General features: G+C 74.3%; 20 protein-coding genes and 1 pseudogene. 4 read left to right on the top strand and 17 right to left on the bottom strand.

The annotated features are described in order from the left end of the window. Positions 1–470, top strand: a pseudogene (locus tag NCC78_RS14630) (hypothetical protein); the annotation flags it as partial. A gap of 64 nt (positions 471–534) precedes the next feature. On the opposite strand, the gene NCC78_RS14625 reads toward NCC78_RS14630, so the two are convergent. The 12 genes from NCC78_RS14625 to NCC78_RS14570 form a co-directional block, all read right to left on the bottom strand. Next, a complete protein-coding gene (locus tag NCC78_RS14625; protein ID WP_250795068.1) occupies positions 535–1866 on the bottom strand; it encodes an NAD(P)/FAD-dependent oxidoreductase in 1332 nt (443 codons plus the stop codon). A 102-nt stretch (positions 1867–1968) separates the two neighbouring features. Continuing rightward, the gene (locus tag NCC78_RS14620; protein WP_250795067.1) at positions 1969–2529 is read right to left on the bottom strand and encodes a hypothetical protein; all 561 of its coding nucleotides are present in this window, start codon (positions 2527–2529) and stop codon (positions 1969–1971) included. Between the two features lie 112 nt (positions 2530–2641). Further along, positions 2642–4048 (bottom strand): DUF58 domain-containing protein, encoded by a 1407-nt coding sequence (locus tag NCC78_RS14615; protein ID WP_250795066.1) that lies wholly within the window; start codon positions 4046–4048, stop codon positions 2642–2644. Continuing rightward, positions 4048–5055, bottom strand: a complete 1008-nt coding sequence (locus NCC78_RS14610) for an AAA family ATPase (RefSeq protein WP_250795065.1) — start codon at positions 5053–5055, stop codon at positions 4048–4050. The genes NCC78_RS14615 and NCC78_RS14610 overlap by 1 nt, the downstream gene beginning before the upstream one ends. Continuing rightward, complete coding sequence (locus NCC78_RS14605; RefSeq protein ID WP_250795064.1) at positions 5052–5636, bottom strand: hypothetical protein; 585 nt, start codon at positions 5634–5636, stop codon at positions 5052–5054. Before NCC78_RS14605 ends, NCC78_RS14610 begins: the two co-directional genes overlap by 4 nt. Positions 5637–5682: 46 nt before the next feature. Continuing rightward, positions 5683–6426 carry a DUF4129 domain-containing protein gene (locus NCC78_RS14600; protein WP_250795063.1) on the bottom strand — a complete coding sequence of 248 codons (744 nt, stop codon included), beginning with the start codon at positions 6424–6426 and terminating at the stop codon, positions 5683–5685. A gap of 79 nt (positions 6427–6505) precedes the next feature. Beyond that, the gene (locus NCC78_RS14595) at positions 6506–7246 is read right to left on the bottom strand and encodes a uracil-DNA glycosylase (RefSeq protein ID WP_284706303.1); all 741 of its coding nucleotides are present in this window, start codon (positions 7244–7246) and stop codon (positions 6506–6508) included. Next, positions 7239–7925, bottom strand: a complete 687-nt coding sequence (locus NCC78_RS14590) for a dienelactone hydrolase family protein (protein ID WP_250795062.1) — start codon at positions 7923–7925, stop codon at positions 7239–7241. The genes NCC78_RS14595 and NCC78_RS14590 overlap by 8 nt, the downstream gene beginning before the upstream one ends. A 211-nt stretch (positions 7926–8136) precedes the next feature. Continuing rightward, the gene (locus tag NCC78_RS14585; RefSeq protein ID WP_250795061.1) at positions 8137–8631 is read right to left on the bottom strand and encodes an LppU/SCO3897 family protein; all 495 of its coding nucleotides are present in this window, start codon (positions 8629–8631) and stop codon (positions 8137–8139) included. Positions 8632–8792: 161 nt separating this feature from the next. Then, on the bottom strand, positions 8793–9803 hold the full coding sequence (locus tag NCC78_RS14580; RefSeq protein WP_250795060.1) for an HAAS signaling domain-containing protein: 1011 nt from the start codon (positions 9801–9803) through the stop codon (positions 8793–8795). Next, entirely contained in the window at positions 9800–10132 is a 333-nt protein-coding gene (locus NCC78_RS14575; RefSeq protein WP_250795059.1) for a PadR family transcriptional regulator, read from the bottom strand. The genes NCC78_RS14580 and NCC78_RS14575 overlap by 4 nt, the downstream gene beginning before the upstream one ends. A 55-nt stretch (positions 10133–10187) precedes the next feature. Next, the gene (locus NCC78_RS14570; RefSeq protein WP_250795058.1) at positions 10188–10487 is read right to left on the bottom strand and encodes a hypothetical protein; all 300 of its coding nucleotides are present in this window, start codon (positions 10485–10487) and stop codon (positions 10188–10190) included. 151 nt (positions 10488–10638) lie between these two features. Between NCC78_RS14570 and NCC78_RS14565 the strand changes: the two genes are divergently transcribed. Both NCC78_RS14565 and NCC78_RS14560 read left to right on the top strand, forming a co-directional pair. Further along, positions 10639–11448 carry a helix-turn-helix domain-containing protein gene (locus tag NCC78_RS14565; protein ID WP_250795057.1) on the top strand — a complete coding sequence of 270 codons (810 nt, stop codon included), beginning with the start codon at positions 10639–10641 and terminating at the stop codon, positions 11446–11448. After that, positions 11439–11642, top strand: coding sequence for a DUF397 domain-containing protein (locus NCC78_RS14560; protein ID WP_250795056.1), 204 nt, complete (start codon positions 11439–11441; stop codon positions 11640–11642). The genes NCC78_RS14565 and NCC78_RS14560 overlap by 10 nt, the downstream gene beginning before the upstream one ends. 121 nt (positions 11643–11763) lie before the next feature. Here the strand turns inward: NCC78_RS14560 and NCC78_RS14555 are convergent, their stop codons facing one another. Together NCC78_RS14555 and NCC78_RS14550 are read right to left on the bottom strand one after the other, a co-directional pair. Continuing rightward, complete coding sequence (locus tag NCC78_RS14555) at positions 11764–12696, bottom strand: Ppx/GppA phosphatase family protein (RefSeq protein WP_250795069.1); 933 nt, start codon at positions 12694–12696, stop codon at positions 11764–11766. A gap of 22 nt (positions 12697–12718) precedes the next feature. Further along, the gene (locus NCC78_RS14550; RefSeq protein ID WP_250795055.1) at positions 12719–13759 is read right to left on the bottom strand and encodes an ArsR/SmtB family transcription factor; all 1041 of its coding nucleotides are present in this window, start codon (positions 13757–13759) and stop codon (positions 12719–12721) included. A gap of 98 nt (positions 13760–13857) precedes the next feature. On the opposite strand from NCC78_RS14550, the gene NCC78_RS14545 reads away from it, so the two are divergent. After that, positions 13858–14757 (top strand): CE1 family esterase, encoded by a 900-nt coding sequence (locus NCC78_RS14545; RefSeq protein ID WP_250795054.1) that lies wholly within the window; start codon positions 13858–13860, stop codon positions 14755–14757. A 6-nt stretch (positions 14758–14763) separates the two neighbouring features. Here NCC78_RS14545 and NCC78_RS14540 read toward each other — a convergent pair whose 3' ends face one another. The 3 genes from NCC78_RS14540 to NCC78_RS14530 form a co-directional block, all read right to left on the bottom strand. After that, on the bottom strand, positions 14764–15276 hold the full coding sequence (locus NCC78_RS14540; protein ID WP_250795053.1) for an amino-acid N-acetyltransferase: 513 nt from the start codon (positions 15274–15276) through the stop codon (positions 14764–14766). A gap of 2 nt (positions 15277–15278) precedes the next feature. Continuing rightward, a complete protein-coding gene (locus tag NCC78_RS14535; RefSeq protein WP_250795052.1) occupies positions 15279–15836 on the bottom strand; it encodes a DUF501 domain-containing protein in 558 nt (185 codons plus the stop codon). A gap of 40 nt (positions 15837–15876) precedes the next feature. Then, a partial coding sequence (locus tag NCC78_RS14530; protein WP_250795051.1) for an FtsB family cell division protein occupies positions 15877–16374 on the bottom strand: 498 nt, incomplete at its 5' end.

The following is a 16374-nucleotide window of genomic DNA, read 5'->3' as shown; positions in this document are numbered from 1 at the left end:
TGCTGCCGCTCCTGCCGGCGCCGCTGCCGACCGCCGATCGGCCACCGGTGCCCGAGTTCGTCACCGCCGGGCACTGGCGCGAGTGCGTCCGCCCCGGCGGCGTGCTCGTCCCGGTGCCGCTGCCCACCCCGAAGGACCCGTGGCCGATGCGCTGGGCGACCGCCGCCGACGCCGCGTTCGGCATGCCGGAGGGCTTCTTCATCGGCCCGTACGGCCGGGACGGCACGGCGGCGATGGGCACCTACAAGCAGCCCACCTCGGCCCTGCTGGCCGACGTCGCCCGGCGCGGCGACCAACCGGTCATCGGGGACGAACAGCGCCGGCAGGCCGCGAAGGACGCGGACTTCTGGGGCGCCTCCTGCGTCGCGCTCGCCGTCGACACCCCGCACGCGGACAGCCTGCGCGGCACCCTGGAGCAGCTCTACGGGCCCTCGACCCGGATCGCCGACGCCTGGATCTGGCGGGTCTGACCCACCCCGGAAACGCCGACAGGCCCCGCCGCGTGAGCGGCGGGGCCTGTCGTTCCGGCTTCGATCAGACGCGCGGGGCGCCGACCGGCTGGGAGGCCTCGGCGAACTCCTCGCGCGGGTCGTGCAACTGGCCCAGGGCGACCACCTCACGCTTGAGGAAGAACGCCAGCGACCAGTCGACCACCACCCGGACCTTACGGTTGAACGAGGGGATCCGGCTCATGTGGTACGTCCGGTGCATGAACCAGGCCGGCCAGCCGGTCATCTTCACGCCGTACACCTGGGCGACGCCCTTGTGCAGGCCGAGGCTGGCGACGCTGCCGGCGTGCTTGTGCTTGTAGTCCACCGGCTCGCGACCGCGGACCACGTTCACGATGTTGTCGGCCATCCGGGCGGCCTGGCGCACGGCGTGCTGGGCACTCGGCGAGCAGTAGTTGCCCGGCTCCTTGGTCAGGTCCGGCACCGCGGCGCAGTCACCGGCGCTCCAGGCACCCTCGACCACCCGGTCGCCGTCGACGACCTGGAGGGTCGGCAGGCAGGTGATCCGACGCCGCTCGTCGCGCGGGAAGTCGGTGGCGTCCAGCATCGGCGACGGCTTCACGCCGGCCGTCCAGACGATGGTGTCGGACCGGAAGCTGTCGCCGTCGGAGAGCTCGACCACCCCGTCGACGCAGGACTCCAGGCGGGTGTCCAGCCGGATGTCCATGTTCCGCTTCAGCAGCTGCTGCACGGTGTAGGCGCCCATGTCCCGGTCGACCTCCGGAAGCACCCGCTGGGTCGCCTCGACCAGCACCCAGCGCATGTCCTCGGGCTGGAGCTCCGGGTAGTACCGCAGCGCGTCCCGGGCCATGTCCTCCATCTCGGCGAGCGCCTCGATGCCGGCGTAACCACCGCCGACGAAGGTGAAGGTCAGCGCCGAGCGGCGGACGGCCGGGTCGGCCGTGGCGGCCGCCACGTCGAGCCGGTCCAGCACGTGGTTGCGCAGGTAGATGGCCTCACCGATGGTCTTGAAGCCGATGCCGTGCTCGTGCAGGCCGGGGATCGGCAGCGTCCGGGAGACCGAACCGGGGGCCACCACGACGTGGTCGTAGGGAATCTCCCGGGCCGGGCCGCTGATCGGCTGCACGACTGCGGTCCTGCGGTCGTGGTCGATCCGCGTCACCGCACCCGCCACAACCTTGCACCTGCGCAACTCGCGCCGCAGCGGCACCACGGAGTGCCGGGGCGAGATGTTGCCGGCCGCCGCCTCGGGCAGGAAGGGCTGGTAGGTCATGTGCGGCTGAGGGTCCACCACGATGACCTCAGCCTCACGGGAGCTGAGCTTCTTCGACAGGCGCAGGGCCGCGTAGAGACCGACGTGCCCGGCACCCACCACAAGGATCCGCTTCGGATTCACGTTGTCTATCTTTCCCCGCCGGGCTCGGCTAATCCCGCTCGCGCCCCCCTTCTGTGACGGAGCACAACCCCTGTGACCTGCGCAACTTCTTGTTCAGGATCGTCACCTGCGGCGCAGCAGCCACCCCAGCAACGCGGTCAGACCGACCGCGACCAGCAGACCGGCCACGGTCGCGGCCTGGAAACCGGCGTCGCCGCCGACGCCGGCGACCTCCACCAGCAGCACACCGAGCACGAACGTGCCGAGCATCACCCCGGCCGCCCGGACCAGCCAGCGCACGACCAGGTCGGGGTCGACCACCGCGTCGTACGGCAGCACGGCGGCCAGCGCGCAGAGGGTGTGCCCGAGGTAGAGCACGGCCGCCACGGCGAGCAGGCGCCACAGCGCGATCGGCCGGCCGTACCCGTCGGTGGCGATCAGCCACCCGCCGACGGTGACCAACGCGGCGAAGGTGGGCCAGACCCGGCGCGGCCCGACCGCCGGCAGCAACGCCACCAGGACCAGGGCGCCGAGCGCCCGCCCGAGGAGCACCTCCGTGGGGAACGCCAGCAGGAGCCCGACCAGCACGACGAGGAAGACTGCGGCCCGCACCAGCAGCGGCGTCAGGCTCACCCGCGCGGCGGCGTGCTGGGCCGCCCGGACCCGTTCGGTGACGGCCTTCATCCGTGCCCACCTCCGTCCACCACCGGGCCGCTCGGCCGGACCGCGCTCCGCGCGTTCACCGGCGCCCCGCCGCCGTCCGCGACCCCGGGGCTCCGCGCCGCGCTCCGCGCGCTCACCGGGCACCCACCCGGGGGGCGGTGGCCAGACGCGCCACGTCCCGCAGCACCTGGTCGAGGCTGCCCGCGCCCGCCCAGGGCACCACCGGCACGCCGTGCTCCCGCAACTGCCCGATCATGGTGTCCCGGTCCAGCCGCCACAGCCGGTACGCCACCTCGGCCCAGCCGCGGTCCTTCGGCGGGGCGAGGTCGGGGGGCAGGGTGTCCACCGCCACCACGAACCGCCCGGCGCGGGCCAGCCGGGCCAGCATCTGCGCCGACCGCTCGTCCAGCAGCGGGGTGAGGACCACCACCAGGGCGTCCGCGGACAGCAACTGCGGCCCGAACACCTGGTCGTACGGCTCGTGCAGGGAGGACTCGGCGCGGACGTCCAGCAGCCACTCCAGCACAGTGAGGTACTGCCGCCGGCCGGTGGCCGGGCGCAGCCGGCGGGCGGCCGGCCCGTACTCCAGCAGGGCCACCCGGTCGCCGCGGTGCAGGTAGTGCTCGGAGATGGCGGCGGCGGCCCGGACCGTGGTGTCCAGCACCGACGCGGCGCCGTTGACCCCGCCCGAGCGGCCCGCCTCGGCGAGCACGTCGAGCAGCACCACCACCTCGGCGTCCCGGTCGGAGAGGGTGGCCGCCACGTGCAGTTGCCGGGCCCGCAGCGAGACCCGCCAGTCGATCCGGCGCAGCCGGTCCCCGGGGGCGAAGACCCGTACGCCCGCCAGTTCACCGCCCTCGCCGGGGCGCCGCGAGTGGTGCGCGCCGACCAGGCCGGCGGCGCGGGGCATCGCCTCGACCGCCTCGAACGGCTCGGTCTCCGGGTAGACCCGCACCCGGGCCGGCTCGGTGATCACGGCCCGGGAGACCAGCAGGCCCTGCGCGGCGGCGACCCGGGCGCCGGCGGGACCGATCGCGTGCCGTCCCCAGCGCCGCGCGGTGCCGGTCAGCTCCAGGTCGGCCGCCGCGGCCGTCGGGACGGCGGTCACGAACGGCCGGTCGGCGACGGCCGGGGCGGACGCCGAGCCGGCGCCGGACGCCACCGTCGCACCGGCGATCGTGGCGCGCTCGATGCGCAGCCAGGGCGAGACGCGGCTGCGGACCGCCACCAGGTCGTAGTCGACCACGTCCGGGTTGCCGACCGTGACCGTGCCGGTCACCTCACCCCCCTCGACCAGGTGACCCTCGTCGGTGGTGATCCAGACCTGCGGCAGGGCGGCCGGCCGGCGGCGCAGCGCGTACGCGGTGCCGAGCGCGAACGGGACGGCCAGCACGACCAGGTCGACCCGGCCCAGCAGCACCCCGGCGATCAGCAGCAGGCCGGTGAGGAGCACCGCCCGACCCAGCGCCCAGGTGGGCACCCAGCCGGTCGCGGGCTCGGGCCCCTGCTCGGCCGGGGCGGACACGGCGGGCACGACCATCAGCGTCCCGACCGGCCGGCGGCGTAGCTGGGCAGGGCGCCGCTGGCCGGGGCCGGGGTGCCCTCCAGCACCTCACCGACGACGAACGACGGGTCGACGCGGCGCAGCCACATCTCCGGACGCAGCGTGATCCGGTGGGCCAGCGCGGGCGCGGCGACCTCCTTGACATCCTCCGGCACGACGTAGTCGCGGCCGGCCATGACGGCGCGCACGCGGGCCAGCAGCAGCAACGCCAGGGAGCCGCGCGGCGAGGCGCCGACCAGCACCGACGGGTGCTCGCGGGTGGCCGCGGTCAGCGCGACGATGTAGCGGCCGACCGAATCCTCCACCACCACGTCCTCCAGCGCGGCCTGCATGGCGCGCAGGGTGGCCGCGTCGACCACCGGCTTGATCTCGGCCTCCTCGCGGCGGCGGGCCATCCGCCGGCGCAGCACCTCCCACTCCTCCTCGTGCGTCGGGTAGCCGAAGGAGACCCGGAGCAGGAACCGGTCGAGCTGCGCCTCGGGCAGCGGGTAGGTGCCCTCGTACTCGATCGGGTTGGCGGTGGCCAGCACGTGGAACGGCTCGTCCAGCCGGTACGTCACGCCCTCCACCGAGACCTGCTTCTCCTGCATGGCCTCCAGCAGGGCCGACTGGGTCTTCGGGGGCGTCCGGTTGATCTCGTCGGCGAGGAGCAGGTTGGTGAAGACCGGGCCGGCCCGGAACGCGAAGTCGCCGCTGCGCTGGTCGTAGAGGAACGAGCCGGTGACGTCGGCGGGCAGCAGGTCGGGGGTGAACTGGAGCCGGCGGAAGTCCAGGCCGAGCGCCTGCGCGAAGGAGCGCGCGGTCAGCGTCTTGCCGAGCCCGGGCAGGTCCTCCAGCAGCACGTGCCCACCGGCGAGGATCCCGGCGAGGACCAGTTCCAGCGCGTCCCGCTTGCCGACCACGACCTGACCGACCGCGTCCAGCACCGCCCGGGCGAGGTGGCCGACCTCCGTGGCGGGCATGCTGCGGTCCACGTCGTTCATAGTTTCTCCAGTTCGGCGACGATCGCCGCGAGGTCGCGCGGCGACGGGGGGCGGCGTGAGGGTGTGCCGAGGAAGGTCCAGAGCCGGTCGCCCAGCAGCGCGCGGGCCCGGGCCGGGTCGGAGTCGCGGGTCAGGCCGTGGCGCTGGCGCAGCCGCTCGTCGGCCAACTCGCCGAGGCGGGGCAGGATCCGCTCGGTGAACCGCTCGCGGTTGCCCGACGACCAGTCCAGCGGCCGTTCCCAGCCGTTGATCGCGGCCCGCAGCGCGTCCCGGGAACCCCAGTTCCAGGTGTCGGGCTCCTCGCCGGAGGGCACCCGGGCACCGGACCGGGCCGGGGGCGGCGGCGAGAGCGCGGCGGTCACCCGACGCACCGCGAGCACCGCCACCACGGCGGCGACGATCACCAGGAGCGACACCCGCAGCCCGACCACGCGCAGGCCGGCGACCACCACCACGGCGACCGCCGCGGTGACGGCGAGGGTACGCAGCACCTGCCCGGCCCGCCCGCCCCGACGCCGGTCGGTGCGCGCCGGCCGCTCCTCCTCGAAGCTGAGCAGGTCGTCGATGCTGGTGCTGCTCATCGGGACCTCCCCGCCCGGCCGGCGCGGTGGCGCCCCGCCCGCCCGGTCACGACGGCACCTCCGCGTCACCGGCGACGACGGCGGTCAACTCGCCGCGCAGCCGGCGCAGCGCCGCGCGGGCCTGGTCACGGGTGCGTTCGTCCACGGGACGGGTGGCGTACCGGGCCTCGCGGTAGACGTGCGCGAACTCGGCCAGCACGTCGACGCTGGCGATCGCCGGCACGCCCGCGGACGGGTCACCGCGCAGCAGGCGGGTGACCAGGTCGGTGGGGGTGTCGCCGGCCAGTCGGCGCACCCCGACCACCGCCGCGGCCTCTTCGAGGCGTACCCAGCAGGCGATGACCGCCGTGCGGGGGTCGGTGTCGGCGTCGTCGAGCTCGACCAGGCCCGCGTCGACGGCGGCGGCGACCTCCCGGGCGGTGCCCTCGGCGGTGCGCCGGGTCCGTTGCTGCGGCAGCGCCCGGGTGGTCCGGCGCATCGCGCCCCGGACCAACGTCCAGGCCAGGTAGCCGAACGCGGCGAGCATGGCCAGCCCCAGCAGCACGATCGCGACGGTGACGATCCACTGCGGGATCTGCGCCTGCGTCGCCTCGCCCGCGTCGCGCGGTTCGACCGGGATCGAGGGGCGCGGTTCCGCGGTCGGGTAATCCGGCACGTACGGGATGTTGTCGGCGGCGGGCGGGATCCGGCTGGCACCGATCGACGAGTGCGCGGCGGCCATCGCGGCGACGGCGAGCAGCAGGATCACCGCCGCGACCGGCCACCACCTGCGCAGCACGCTGAGATCCATCAGGGGCTACCTCCGGAGCACCGGGGGGCGCGGCCCGGGCCGACGCGTTCCGTCCGTCATCGCCACCGCCCCCGCACCCTCAGTCCACCCCGGCCAACTGCTTCGCCCGGGCGAACACGTCGTCCAGCATCCCTGGTGTCAGCCGTCCCGTGAAGGTGTTCTGCTGGCTGACGTGGTAGCAGCCGAGCAGCTCCGGTGCGGCTGCGCCGGACCAGTGTGCCCCATGACCGAACACCGGTCGCGGGCTGGGCGGGCGCAGCCCGTACGCCTGACGCAGCGCCGGCCACCACGCGGCCCAGGCGAAGGCGCCCAGGGCGACCACGACGCGCAGGGTGGGCCGGATCAGCGCGACCTCGCGGTGCAGCCACGGCGCGCAGGTGTCCCGTTCCTCCGGGGTGGGTTTGTTGTCCGGCGGCGCGCACCGCACGGCGGAGAAGATGCGGGTGTCCCGCAGGGACAGCCCGTCGTCCGCGGCGACGCTGGTCGGCTGGTTCGCCAGGCCGGCGCGGTGCAGCGCGGCGAAGAGAACGTCGCCGGAGCGGTCGCCGGTGAAGATCCGGCCGGTGCGGTTGCCGCCGTGCGCGGCGGGCGCCAGGCCGAGGATCGCGATGCGGGCGTCGGGGGCGCCGAAGCCGGGCACCGGCCGGCCCCAGTACTCCTGGTCGCGGAAGGCCGCCCGACGGGTGCGGGCCACCTCCTCGCGCCAGGAGACCAGGCGCGGGCAGGCGAAGCAGTCGCTGACCGCCGCGTCGAGGTCGGCCAGGTCGGTCGCCCGCGCGGCGCGGGCGACGACCTCGTCGGGCGTACGCGGCTCAGCCAAGCTTGGCCCGGAAGAGTTCGAGGGTACGGGCCCAGGCGCTGGCGGCCGCCCGCTGGTCGAACGCCTCCGGCCGGTCGTCGTTGAAGAAGGCGTGCCGGCTGCCCGGGTAGTCGTAGGTGTGGCAGGTGCCGCCGGCCGCCTCGATCGCCGTGCGGGCGGCCTGTACGCCGTCGGCGGCGGAGGTGCCGTCCTCTTCGGAGCAGTGGATGATCGCGGACTTGCCGGCGTAGTCGACCCAGTCCGGGCGCATCTTCGCCCAGGGCAGCACGGGGTAGAAGCCGGCGGTGGCGACGATCCGCTCGGAGAGCGTGGCCGACCAGAGCGCGAGGCTGCCGCCGGCGCAGAAGCCGACGCAGCCCACCTTTCCGGTGACCTCGGGCCGCCCGGCCAGGTAGTCGGCGGCACCGGCGATGTCCTTCGCCGCCTCGTCCATCTGCAGGCCCATCAGCAGCCGCCGCGCCTCGTCGGGCTCGCCGGTGGACTCGCCGTGGTAGAAGTCGGGGGCGAGGGCGACGAAGCCGGCGTCGGCGAACCGGTCGGCCACCGACCGGATGTGGGGAACGAGGCCCCACCACTCCTGGATGACGATGACCGCGGGACTGGGCGCACCGCCGGAGGGTATCGCCAGGTATCCCTCGCTCGTCCCCCCGTTGCTGCGGTAGCTCACCATGTCGCCCATCGGCCGTCCTCCTAGCGGTCAGTCATCGTTGGCTGGTCGCCCAGTGGTCCTACGTGCCGGTAGCCTGCCACGCCGCGACCGCCCCCGGGAAGACGCCGGAGCAGTGGCATTCACCTCCCGTTCGCCCGCCGGTGACTCCGGGTACGCCGACGGCGGCGCGGAGACCTCCGCGCCGCCGTCGGCGGTGGTGCTGGGCGCTGCCCGGGTGGGGTCAGGCCTTCTTGGTCAGGCAGAGCAGGTAGCCCGTCTTGCCCGGCTCGATGCTGTAGAAGACGTAGCCGTCCTGGCCTTCCTTGATGTACTGCTCGCACGCCTCGCCGGACTTGGCCTGCGCCTCGGTCTGCCCGTCGACCCGGCCGACCACGTTGTAGGCGGCGTCGGTGGAGGTGCACTCGACGACCTTCGCGCCGTCGACCTCCTCCTCCTGGGTGCCGGTGACCTCGGGCAGCTCGGCGATGCAGTCGCCGGCCTTCGCCTCGGCGGTCTCGTCCTTGTTGAGGAAGTTGCCGATCGCCGTGCCGATACCGAACTTGAGCCCCACGATGACCAGGAACACGACGATCGCGCCGACGATGCCGAGCGCCTTCTTGCCGCCGGACTTCTTCGCCGGCGACTCCACCGGCGACTCGGCCGGGGGCGGCGCCTGGACGGCCGGCTGGGGCTGCCCGGCGTCCGGGGCGGGGGGCGGTGCGACCTGCTCTGACACGGATTTTCCTTCCGAGGGGTGGATGAGCAGACGACACCGTAACGATCATCGCCGGCGCACGCCGCCCCGTCGGACTCATCCGTTCAGCCATTTCACAGTCACGCGTGCACGCGGGGGCCGCTGTCATCGCTCTGCGTAGCGCGACCGGCCCCCGCGGGCACTCAACCGGTGCGGGTGGGGCTCGGCTGCGCCGGCGCCAGCGTGCCGGTGGCCGTGGCCGCCGGGGTGGCCGTCGGGGTGGCCGCCGGGCTCGCCGCTGTGGTGGGTTCGGGCAGCGGCGGCACGTTGGGCGCGGGCGGGGTCGCCGCCGGGGGTCGCGGGGCGTACGGCGCCTGCTGCGGGCAGTACGGGTACGGGCGCAGCAGGGGGTTGCCGCTGCCGTTCAGGTCCCGCTCGTCCAGACAGTCCGGGTAGCCGAGCCGGATCGGGTCGCCGTTCTGGTCGAAGAGCCGGGCGTTCTCCACGAGCCGGCCCGCGCTGTCGTAGACGAAGACGTCGCGGACGTGGTCGTAGCGGCCGTCGATGGAGATCTGCTCGTAGCCGAAGTCGCCGGAGCGGGCGCGACCGTCCATGTCGACCACTCCGGCCAGCCCGAAGACCACCAGCACGGCGGTGCCGACCCGCAGCAGCCGGCGCTTGGGGCGGGACAGCCCGGGGGTGTGGTGGCCGAGCCAGATCGAGGCGAGCACGCTGCCGGCGAGCAGCACCAACCCGGCGAGCGTGCTGCCGTTCAGGCTGGGCAGCAGGCCGAACGTCCCGCCGGTGGTGAGCACGGTGACCAGCATGGCGGCGAGGTAGCCGCGCAGCATCCACCAGGCCGGGCGGAGCAGCCGGAGGAACTCGCCGGCCGAGGCGTACCCGAGGGGCGGTCCGAGTTGGACGTCCCAGCGGTGCAGCCGGGCCCGGAACCGGTCGGCGGTGGCCCGGAAGCGCCGGTCGGCGCGGCGGCCCCCGGTCGTGGCGGCGGCCCCGGCGGCGGAGCGCAGCTCGGCCGCGTACGCCTCGGGCTCGCCGAGCCGCTCGACCAGCGTGCCGTCGGCCTCGGCGGCGACCTCGGCGAGGTGCTCCGGCAGGTCTTCGGTCAGCTCGTCGCGGTACGCCGGCGGCAGGTCGGCCAGCGCGGCCCGGACCCGGGCGACGTAGTCGGTGATCTCCTGCTCCGTGACGGTCATGCCGCCATCCCCCGATCGTCGAGCAGTGCGTCCATGGTGGTGGCGAACGAGCGCCAGAGCTTGCCGGAGCGGGTCAACTGGTCCCGGCCGGCGGCGTTGAGCGAGTAGTACTTGCGGTGCGGCCCGGCCTCGCTCGGCACGACGTAGGTGGTCAGCAGGCCGGCGGCGAAGAGCCGGCGCAGCGTGCCGTAGACCGACGCGTCGCCGACCTCCTCCAGCCCGGCCTCGCGGAGCCGGCGCAGGATGTCGTAGCCGTAGCCGTCCTCCTCCCGGAGCACGGCGAGGACCGCGAGGTCCAGCACGCCCTTCAACAGCTGTGTGGTGTCCACGCATTGCACACTAGTGTGCAATGCGAAGTAGTGCAACGACATCGGCCGGAAGCGGTCAGGCCACGCGGCGCGCCTCGGCGTTCGCCGTTCGCAGCAGATCCTGGAGTACGCGCACCAGGGCGTGCGCCTGCATCAGGTCGATCGGCCAGCGCTCCGGCTCGTCACCGGCCGACAGGTCGAGCAGGACGCCGGACGGGCTGAGCCGACCGACGTCCATCCGCCACAACCCGAGCCGGATCTGGATGACCTCGTCGCCGCGCGGGGCGACGGGGCGGAGTCGGGACAGGTGCAGTGCGGTCGCCGCGCAGTCGCTCTCCGGCGCACACCACGTCGGATGCGTCTTCCCGTTCGTCATCTCGCTCCCCGGTGGTCGGTGTGCGGGCACTGTGGGCCCGTCGATATTCACACCCTGCCGATGACGCCACTACCCTCGGAAGTCGCGCGGCGGGCACCGGTGGGTGGTGACCTCCGGCATCCGTGCGGTGGGGCGTGGTGATGGAGGTGTGATGACGAGATCCCAGGTGTCGACGCTGGACTTCCTGGCCGGTGAGCTACGACGGCTGCGCACCGAGCGCGGGCTGAGCCAGGAGGAGTTGGCGCGGCGGATCAACTACTCCGGCTCGCTGGTGGGCATGGTGGAGATCGGTCGGCGTACCCCGTCGCTCGACTTCGTCCGGCGGGTCGACGAGGCGCTGGAGAGCGGCGGCCTGCTCGGGCGGATCCTGCCGCTGGTCAGCCTGGAGACCGCGCCGGCCTGGTTCCGGCCCTGGGTTGCCGTGGAGCAGGAGGCGGCGACCCTCTGGTGGTTCGAGGTCTCCGTGCTCCCCGGCCTGCTCCAGACCGAGTCATACGCGCGGGCGGTACTCGGCGGCGGTGGGCTCCATCCCGAGGAGCAGATCGAGCAACGGGTGGCCGCCCGCCTGCAACGGCAGCAGATTCTCGATCGGGCTCAGCCGCCGCAGCTGGTCGCGGTGATCGACGAAACCATCCTGCGCCGGCCGGTGGCCGACCGGTTCGGCGTGATGCGCGAGCAGCTCGACCACCTGATCGCCCTGACGGACCGGCCGCACATCCACCTGCATGTCGTCCCTGCGGAGGTGGGCGTCTACCCCGGCCTTGCCGGGCCGTTCATCCTGGCCGGATACGCCGACGGCGGCTGGGTGGCCCACCTCGACAGCCCTTTGCGCGCCCAGGTGCTCGACCGCGCGGAGGAGATTGCCAGCCTGCACCGCAGGTGGGAAAGTGTCCGATCGGAGGCCCTGTCCCGGCGGCAGTCGATGGCCCTGATGCAGGAAGTGGCGAAGACATGGAGCTGACCGGCGCCCGGTGGCGCAAGTCCACCCGCAGCGACAACGGCGGCGCCTCCTGCGTGGAGGTCGCCGACAACCTGCCCGGCGTGGTGCTGGTCCGCGACAGCAAGGACCGCACCGGGCCGACGCTCACCTTCGACCAGGCCACCTGGTCGGGATTCGTCACCGGCGCCCGCAGCGGAGCGTTCGACCGGACCTGATCAGTCCGCCAGGCGACGGAGCAGCTCCACGTCACGCTCGGCAACCTCACGTGCCAGTTCCCTGACCCCGGCCCGATGGGCCTGCGCGTCGGGCTGCCGGCTCTCCCCGTCGCGCACGCCGCTACGGCTGGAGCGACCAGGCGATGCCGTCGAGGATGTCGTGCTCCGAGGCGACCACCGAGGGCATGCCGGCCCGCTCCATGATCACGCGCAGCACCAGGGCGCCCGCCCCGATCACGTCGGCCCGACCGGGGTGCATCACCGGGGTCGCCAGCCGCTGATCGCGGGACTTGCCGAGCAGGTCGGCGGTCACCTCGGCCACCTGGTCGTACGACACCCGGGCGTGGTGGATGCGCTCCGGGTCGTACTCCTTCAGGCTCTCGGCGAGCGCGACCACGGTGGTGACCGACCCGGCGAGCCCGACCAGCGTGGCGGCCTGCCGGCCCGGCACGGTCTCCAGCGCCCGGTCCACCGCCACGGCGATGTCGGCCTGCGCCGCGGCGACCTCGTCCAGGCCCGGCGGGTCGCCGTGCAGGTGCCGCTCGGTCATCCGGACGCAGCCGATGTCCATCGAGACGGCCGCCTCGACGCCACCCGCGCGGGTGCCGACCACGAACTCGGTCGAACCGCCGCCGATGTCGACGACCAGGTACGGCTCCTTGGCGTCGGCGGGCAGCCCGCGCACCGCCCCCGTGAAGGAGAGCCGGGCCTCCTCGTCACCGGTGACGACCTCGGGGGCGACCCCGAGCGTCTGCTCCACCATCGCCCGGAAGTCGGCGGCGTTGGAGGCGTCGCGCGAGGCCGAGGTGGCGCACATCCGCACCCGCTCCGCGCCCAGCTTCTCGATCTCGGCGGCGTAGGACGCCAACGCGACCCGGGTGCGCTCGATGGCCTCCGGGGCCAGCCGGCCCGTCCGGTCGACCCCCTGACCGAGCCGGACGATCTCCATCCGCCGCGTCCGGTCCACCAGCGGCGCCGCCGGCCCCGCCGAGGCGTCGGGCAGGTCGGCGACCAGCAGTCGGATGGAGTTGGTCCCACAGTCGATGGCGGCCACACGCGTCGTCACGGCAGCAACCCTACGGCAGGTCCGACCCGGTCGCCCGCGCCATCGCAGGCTCGCCGCCGCCGCCCCCGGGCGCCCCGGGGCCCCCGCCGAGCAGGTGTGCGCCGAGCGGCGTCAGCCGGTGCAGAACGGCCCCGCCGCACCGGTCGCTGGTGACCAGATTGGCCGCCCGCAACGCTGTGGCGTGCTCGGAGGCCGAGGAGACGCTCACCTTGGCGGCGTCGGCGAGCGCGGTGGTGCTCAACTCCCCGCACTCGGCGAGCCGGCGCAGTACCACCGCCCGGGCGACGCCGAGCAGCCGGCCGAGGGCGTCGGTGGTCGCCCCGGCGACGGGGCGCGGCATCGGCACCGGATAGACCAGCAGGACCGGGCGACCCGGCTCGACCAGCACCCGGGGCAGCGGGCCGGCCAGCGGTGAGGGCAGCAGGATCAGGCCGTGGCCGGTGCCGGTCAGCTGCCCGCTCCACCAGGTCCGCACCTCCAGCACCGGTGGCCGCCACCGGATCGCCGGGTGCAACCCGGTGAACAGGCCGGCGAGGCCCCGCATGGCCAACCGGTGGGCGGCGCCGGCCACCTGGTGGTGGTGCGTGGACACCAGGTCCGACCAGTGCGGGGTGAGCACCGCGCCGAACCAGGTGTCCACGGCCCGGCCGAGCAGGTCCAGCGCCTCCGGGTCGGCCGCCGCGAACCGGCGCCGCAGCGGCGTCGCGGCCACGTCGGCGTACGCCGCGGTGACCTCGGCGCGGATCCGGCGGGGCGAGGTGGCCCGGATCGCCTCCAGGCCGGCCGCCACCGACTCCACGCCGTCGAACGGGGTGAGGAAGTCGGGCAGGCGTCCCCTCGCGGGCAGCAGGTGCCGCAGTGTCACGGTGGCGGCCCGGGCCGCGCCGTCCGCCCCGGCGGTCGCGGCCCGGTCGACCAGCCCCGGCGCCATCACGGACACGGTGGGATCGCGCAGCGCCTGGCAGGCCATCATCGCGGTGCCGACCGGGTGCAGGCGCTTGACGAACCGCACCCGGCACAGGTCCGCCGGCGCGAGCTGAAGGCGAAGCATGGGGCCAACCCTGCCGGCCTTCGGCCAGAACCGAAAGGCTTGATCCGGCTCCGGCAACGTCCGGAGAGTGGACCGGGGTTCACGAGGAGGGGCGGGGCATGCGACGGATGGTGGCAGTGCTGACGGGGCTGTGTCTCATCGTCCTCGCCGCGGGCTGCGGGGCGACGGCGCCCACCCCGGCGACGCCCGCCCCGTCCTCCTCGGCGCCGCCCGAACGACCGGCCCCCGGCGAGCACCGGCTGACCCTGCGGCACGGCGGGGCCGAACGCGGCTACCTGCTGTACGCCCCGCCCGGTTACGACCCCGGCCGGCCCACCCCGCTCGTCGTCGCGCTGCACTTCTATCCCGGCACCGGCAGCGGGATGCGGGAGATGGTGGGCCTGGACGCCAAGGCCGACCGGGAGAACTTCCTGGTCGCCTACCCGGACGGGCCGGGCGGCGGTTTCAACGCGCTGATCTGCTGCGGGACGGCGGACGACGTCGGCTTCCTCACCGCCCTCACCGGACACCTCACGAAGACCTGGGGCGCCGACCCGGACCGGGTCTACCTCACCGGGATCTCCAACGGCGGCGACATGAGCTTCCGGGCCGCCGTCGAGGCCGACGGGCTCTTCGCGGCGATCGGGGTGGTCAGCGGTGGCTACAGCGGCCCCCGGACGACCCCGGAGGACTACGTCCCGAAGCGCCCGGTATCGGTGATCACGTTCATCGGCGGTCAGGACCGCTACGCCGAGGTCTTCGCCGAGGGCATGCGGACCTGGCAGCGACGACTCGGCTGCCGGGCGACTCCCGGCGCCCCGGCCAGGGGCGCGCCCGGAATCGGCCGGGCCGACGCGCGTTGCCCCGACGGCAGCGACGTCACCGTCTACACCCTGGCCGACATGGGGCACTCGTGGCCCGGGGCGCGGACCGGTCAACTCGCCGACCCCGACGCGGGCCTCCCGGCGACCGACCTGATCTGGGACTTCTTCGCCGCCCACCCCCGCCCGGCGGCCTGACCGGAGCTAGAGGCGCAGCAGCATCCGGGTGTTGCCGAGCGTGTTCGGCTTGACCCGCTCCAGGTCGAGGAACTCCGCGACACCCTCGTCGTACGAGCGGAGCAGCTGCTCGAAGACCGGCTGCGGCACCGGCGCGCCGTCGATCTCGGTGAAGCCGAACGAGCCGAAGAACCGGGTCTCGAAGGTCAGCACGAAGATCCGGGCCACTCCCAGCTCGCGGGCGGCGTCGATCAGCTCGCCGACGATCCGGTGCCCCAGCTTCCGGCCCCGGCACGACGGGTCGACCGCCACCGTCCGGATCTCGGCCAGGTCCTCCCACATGACGTGCAACGCGCCGCAGCCCACCACGACGCCGTCCGGGTCGACCGCGACGCGGAACTCCTGCACGTCCTCGTAGAGGGTGACGGTGGCCTTGCTGAGCAGCCGACGGTCGTCGGTGTAGGTGTCGACCAGCCGCCGGATCCCCCGCACGTCCGAGGTGCGGGCGCGACGCACCAGGATGTCGTCGGCCCCTGCCATGCTCACTCCCCCGCCGGCACGTCCACGCACCGGCCGGCGGCCCACCAGGGCTCCACCAGCTCCAGCGTCTCGTCGCCGAACGGGTTGACCCCCGGCCCGGCGCCGAGCGCGTGCCCGAGGTGCACGTGCAGGCACTTCACCCGGCCGGGCATCCCGCCGGCGGATATGCCGGCGATCTCCGGCACCGCGCCGACCGCCTCCCGGCGGGCCAGGTAGTCCTCGTGCGCGGCGCGGTAGCGCGCGGCCAGCTCCGGGTCCTCGGCCAGCCGGTCGGCCATCTCCTTCATCAGCCCGGCCGACTCCAGCCGGCTGCACGCCGCCGTGGCCCGGGGACAGGTCAGGTAGAAGAGCGTCGGGAAGGGCGTGCCGTCGGCGAGCCGGGGAGTCGTCTCCACCACGTCGGGCAGGCCGCACGGGCACCGGTGGGCGACCGCCCGGGTGCCCCGCGGCGGGCGTCCGAGCTGCGCGGCCACCGCGGCCAGGTCGGCCTCGGTGGCCGGTTCGCGCTGCGGCAGGGGTACGGAATCCGCCGCCGGCTCCTGCGGTGGTACGACAGTCACGGTGCCCATCTCTCGTTCGGTGCTCGGGTGGTGCTGGTGCTCACCGGTCAGGCTGCTCGCCGTTGGCGGCCTGCACGCTCGACCAGAGGGTGTCGTACCAGGGGTCGGGCGTGGTCGGCTTCGCCGGGGCGGGCGGCTTCCCGGCGTCCCGGGCGGCGCCCTCCGGATCGGAGAGCACCACCATGATCTTCTCGCCGGGGCGGCCCATGAAGAACCGCTCCCGGGCCTTGGTCTCGATGTACGCCTTGTCCTGCCACTTGGCCGCCTCGGCGGAGAGTTCCTCGATCACCTTCCGCTGGGCGGCCTGGGAGGCTTCCATCCGCTCGATGTCGGTCTGCTGGTCGAGGTAGACCCGCACCGGATAGGTGTAGGCCAGGGCGAGCGCGATCAGCACCGCGAAGAGCACGGTGGCCCGCCCGGTGAAGCCTCGGGAGTGGGGTGCGGAGAGTCGCCGGACCGTGCCGCCGGCCGCCCCACGGCGGGCCGCGGCCGGCCGGTTGGCGGAGCGTACGCCCTCGGCTGCCCGGGCCGCCCCGGG

The sequence above is a fragment of the Micromonospora phytophila genome (genome assembly GCF_023656545.1).
GTDB lineage: Bacteria > Actinomycetota > Actinomycetes > Mycobacteriales > Micromonosporaceae > Micromonospora > Micromonospora phytophila.
This window is presented reverse-complemented; position numbering and strand designations above follow the sequence as displayed.

What these genes read in the sequence shown, in the direction of transcription:
- NCC78_RS14620 (WP_250795067.1), bottom strand. Translation starts at nt 2,529, where the DNA reads ATGAAGGCCGTCACCGAACGGGTCCGGGCGGCCCAGCACGCCGCCGCG.
- NCC78_RS14615 (WP_250795066.1), bottom strand. Translation starts at nt 4,048, where the DNA reads ATGGTCGTGCCCGCCGTGTCCGCCCCGGCCGAGCAGGGGCCCGAGCCC.
- NCC78_RS14610 (WP_250795065.1), bottom strand. Translation starts at nt 5,055, where the DNA reads ATGAACGACGTGGACCGCAGCATGCCCGCCACGGAGGTCGGCCACCTC.
- NCC78_RS14605 (WP_250795064.1), bottom strand. Translation starts at nt 5,636, where the DNA reads ATGAGCAGCACCAGCATCGACGACCTGCTCAGCTTCGAGGAGGAGCGG.
- NCC78_RS14600 (WP_250795063.1), bottom strand. Translation starts at nt 6,426, where the DNA reads ATGGATCTCAGCGTGCTGCGCAGGTGGTGGCCGGTCGCGGCGGTGATC.
- NCC78_RS14590 (WP_250795062.1), bottom strand. Translation starts at nt 7,925, where the DNA reads ATGGGCGACATGGTGAGCTACCGCAGCAACGGGGGGACGAGCGAGGGA.
- NCC78_RS14580 (WP_250795060.1), bottom strand. Translation starts at nt 9,803, where the DNA reads ATGACCGTCACGGAGCAGGAGATCACCGACTACGTCGCCCGGGTCCGG.
- NCC78_RS14570 (WP_250795058.1), bottom strand. Translation starts at nt 10,487, where the DNA reads ATGACGAACGGGAAGACGCATCCGACGTGGTGTGCGCCGGAGAGCGAC.
- NCC78_RS14565 (WP_250795057.1), top strand. Translation starts at nt 10,639, where the DNA reads ATGACGAGATCCCAGGTGTCGACGCTGGACTTCCTGGCCGGTGAGCTA.
- NCC78_RS14560 (WP_250795056.1), top strand. Translation starts at nt 11,439, where the DNA reads ATGGAGCTGACCGGCGCCCGGTGGCGCAAGTCCACCCGCAGCGACAAC.
- NCC78_RS14550 (WP_250795055.1), bottom strand. Translation starts at nt 13,759, where the DNA reads ATGCTTCGCCTTCAGCTCGCGCCGGCGGACCTGTGCCGGGTGCGGTTC.
- NCC78_RS14545 (WP_250795054.1), top strand. Translation starts at nt 13,858, where the DNA reads ATGCGACGGATGGTGGCAGTGCTGACGGGGCTGTGTCTCATCGTCCTC.
- NCC78_RS14540 (WP_250795053.1), bottom strand. Translation starts at nt 15,276, where the DNA reads ATGGCAGGGGCCGACGACATCCTGGTGCGTCGCGCCCGCACCTCGGAC.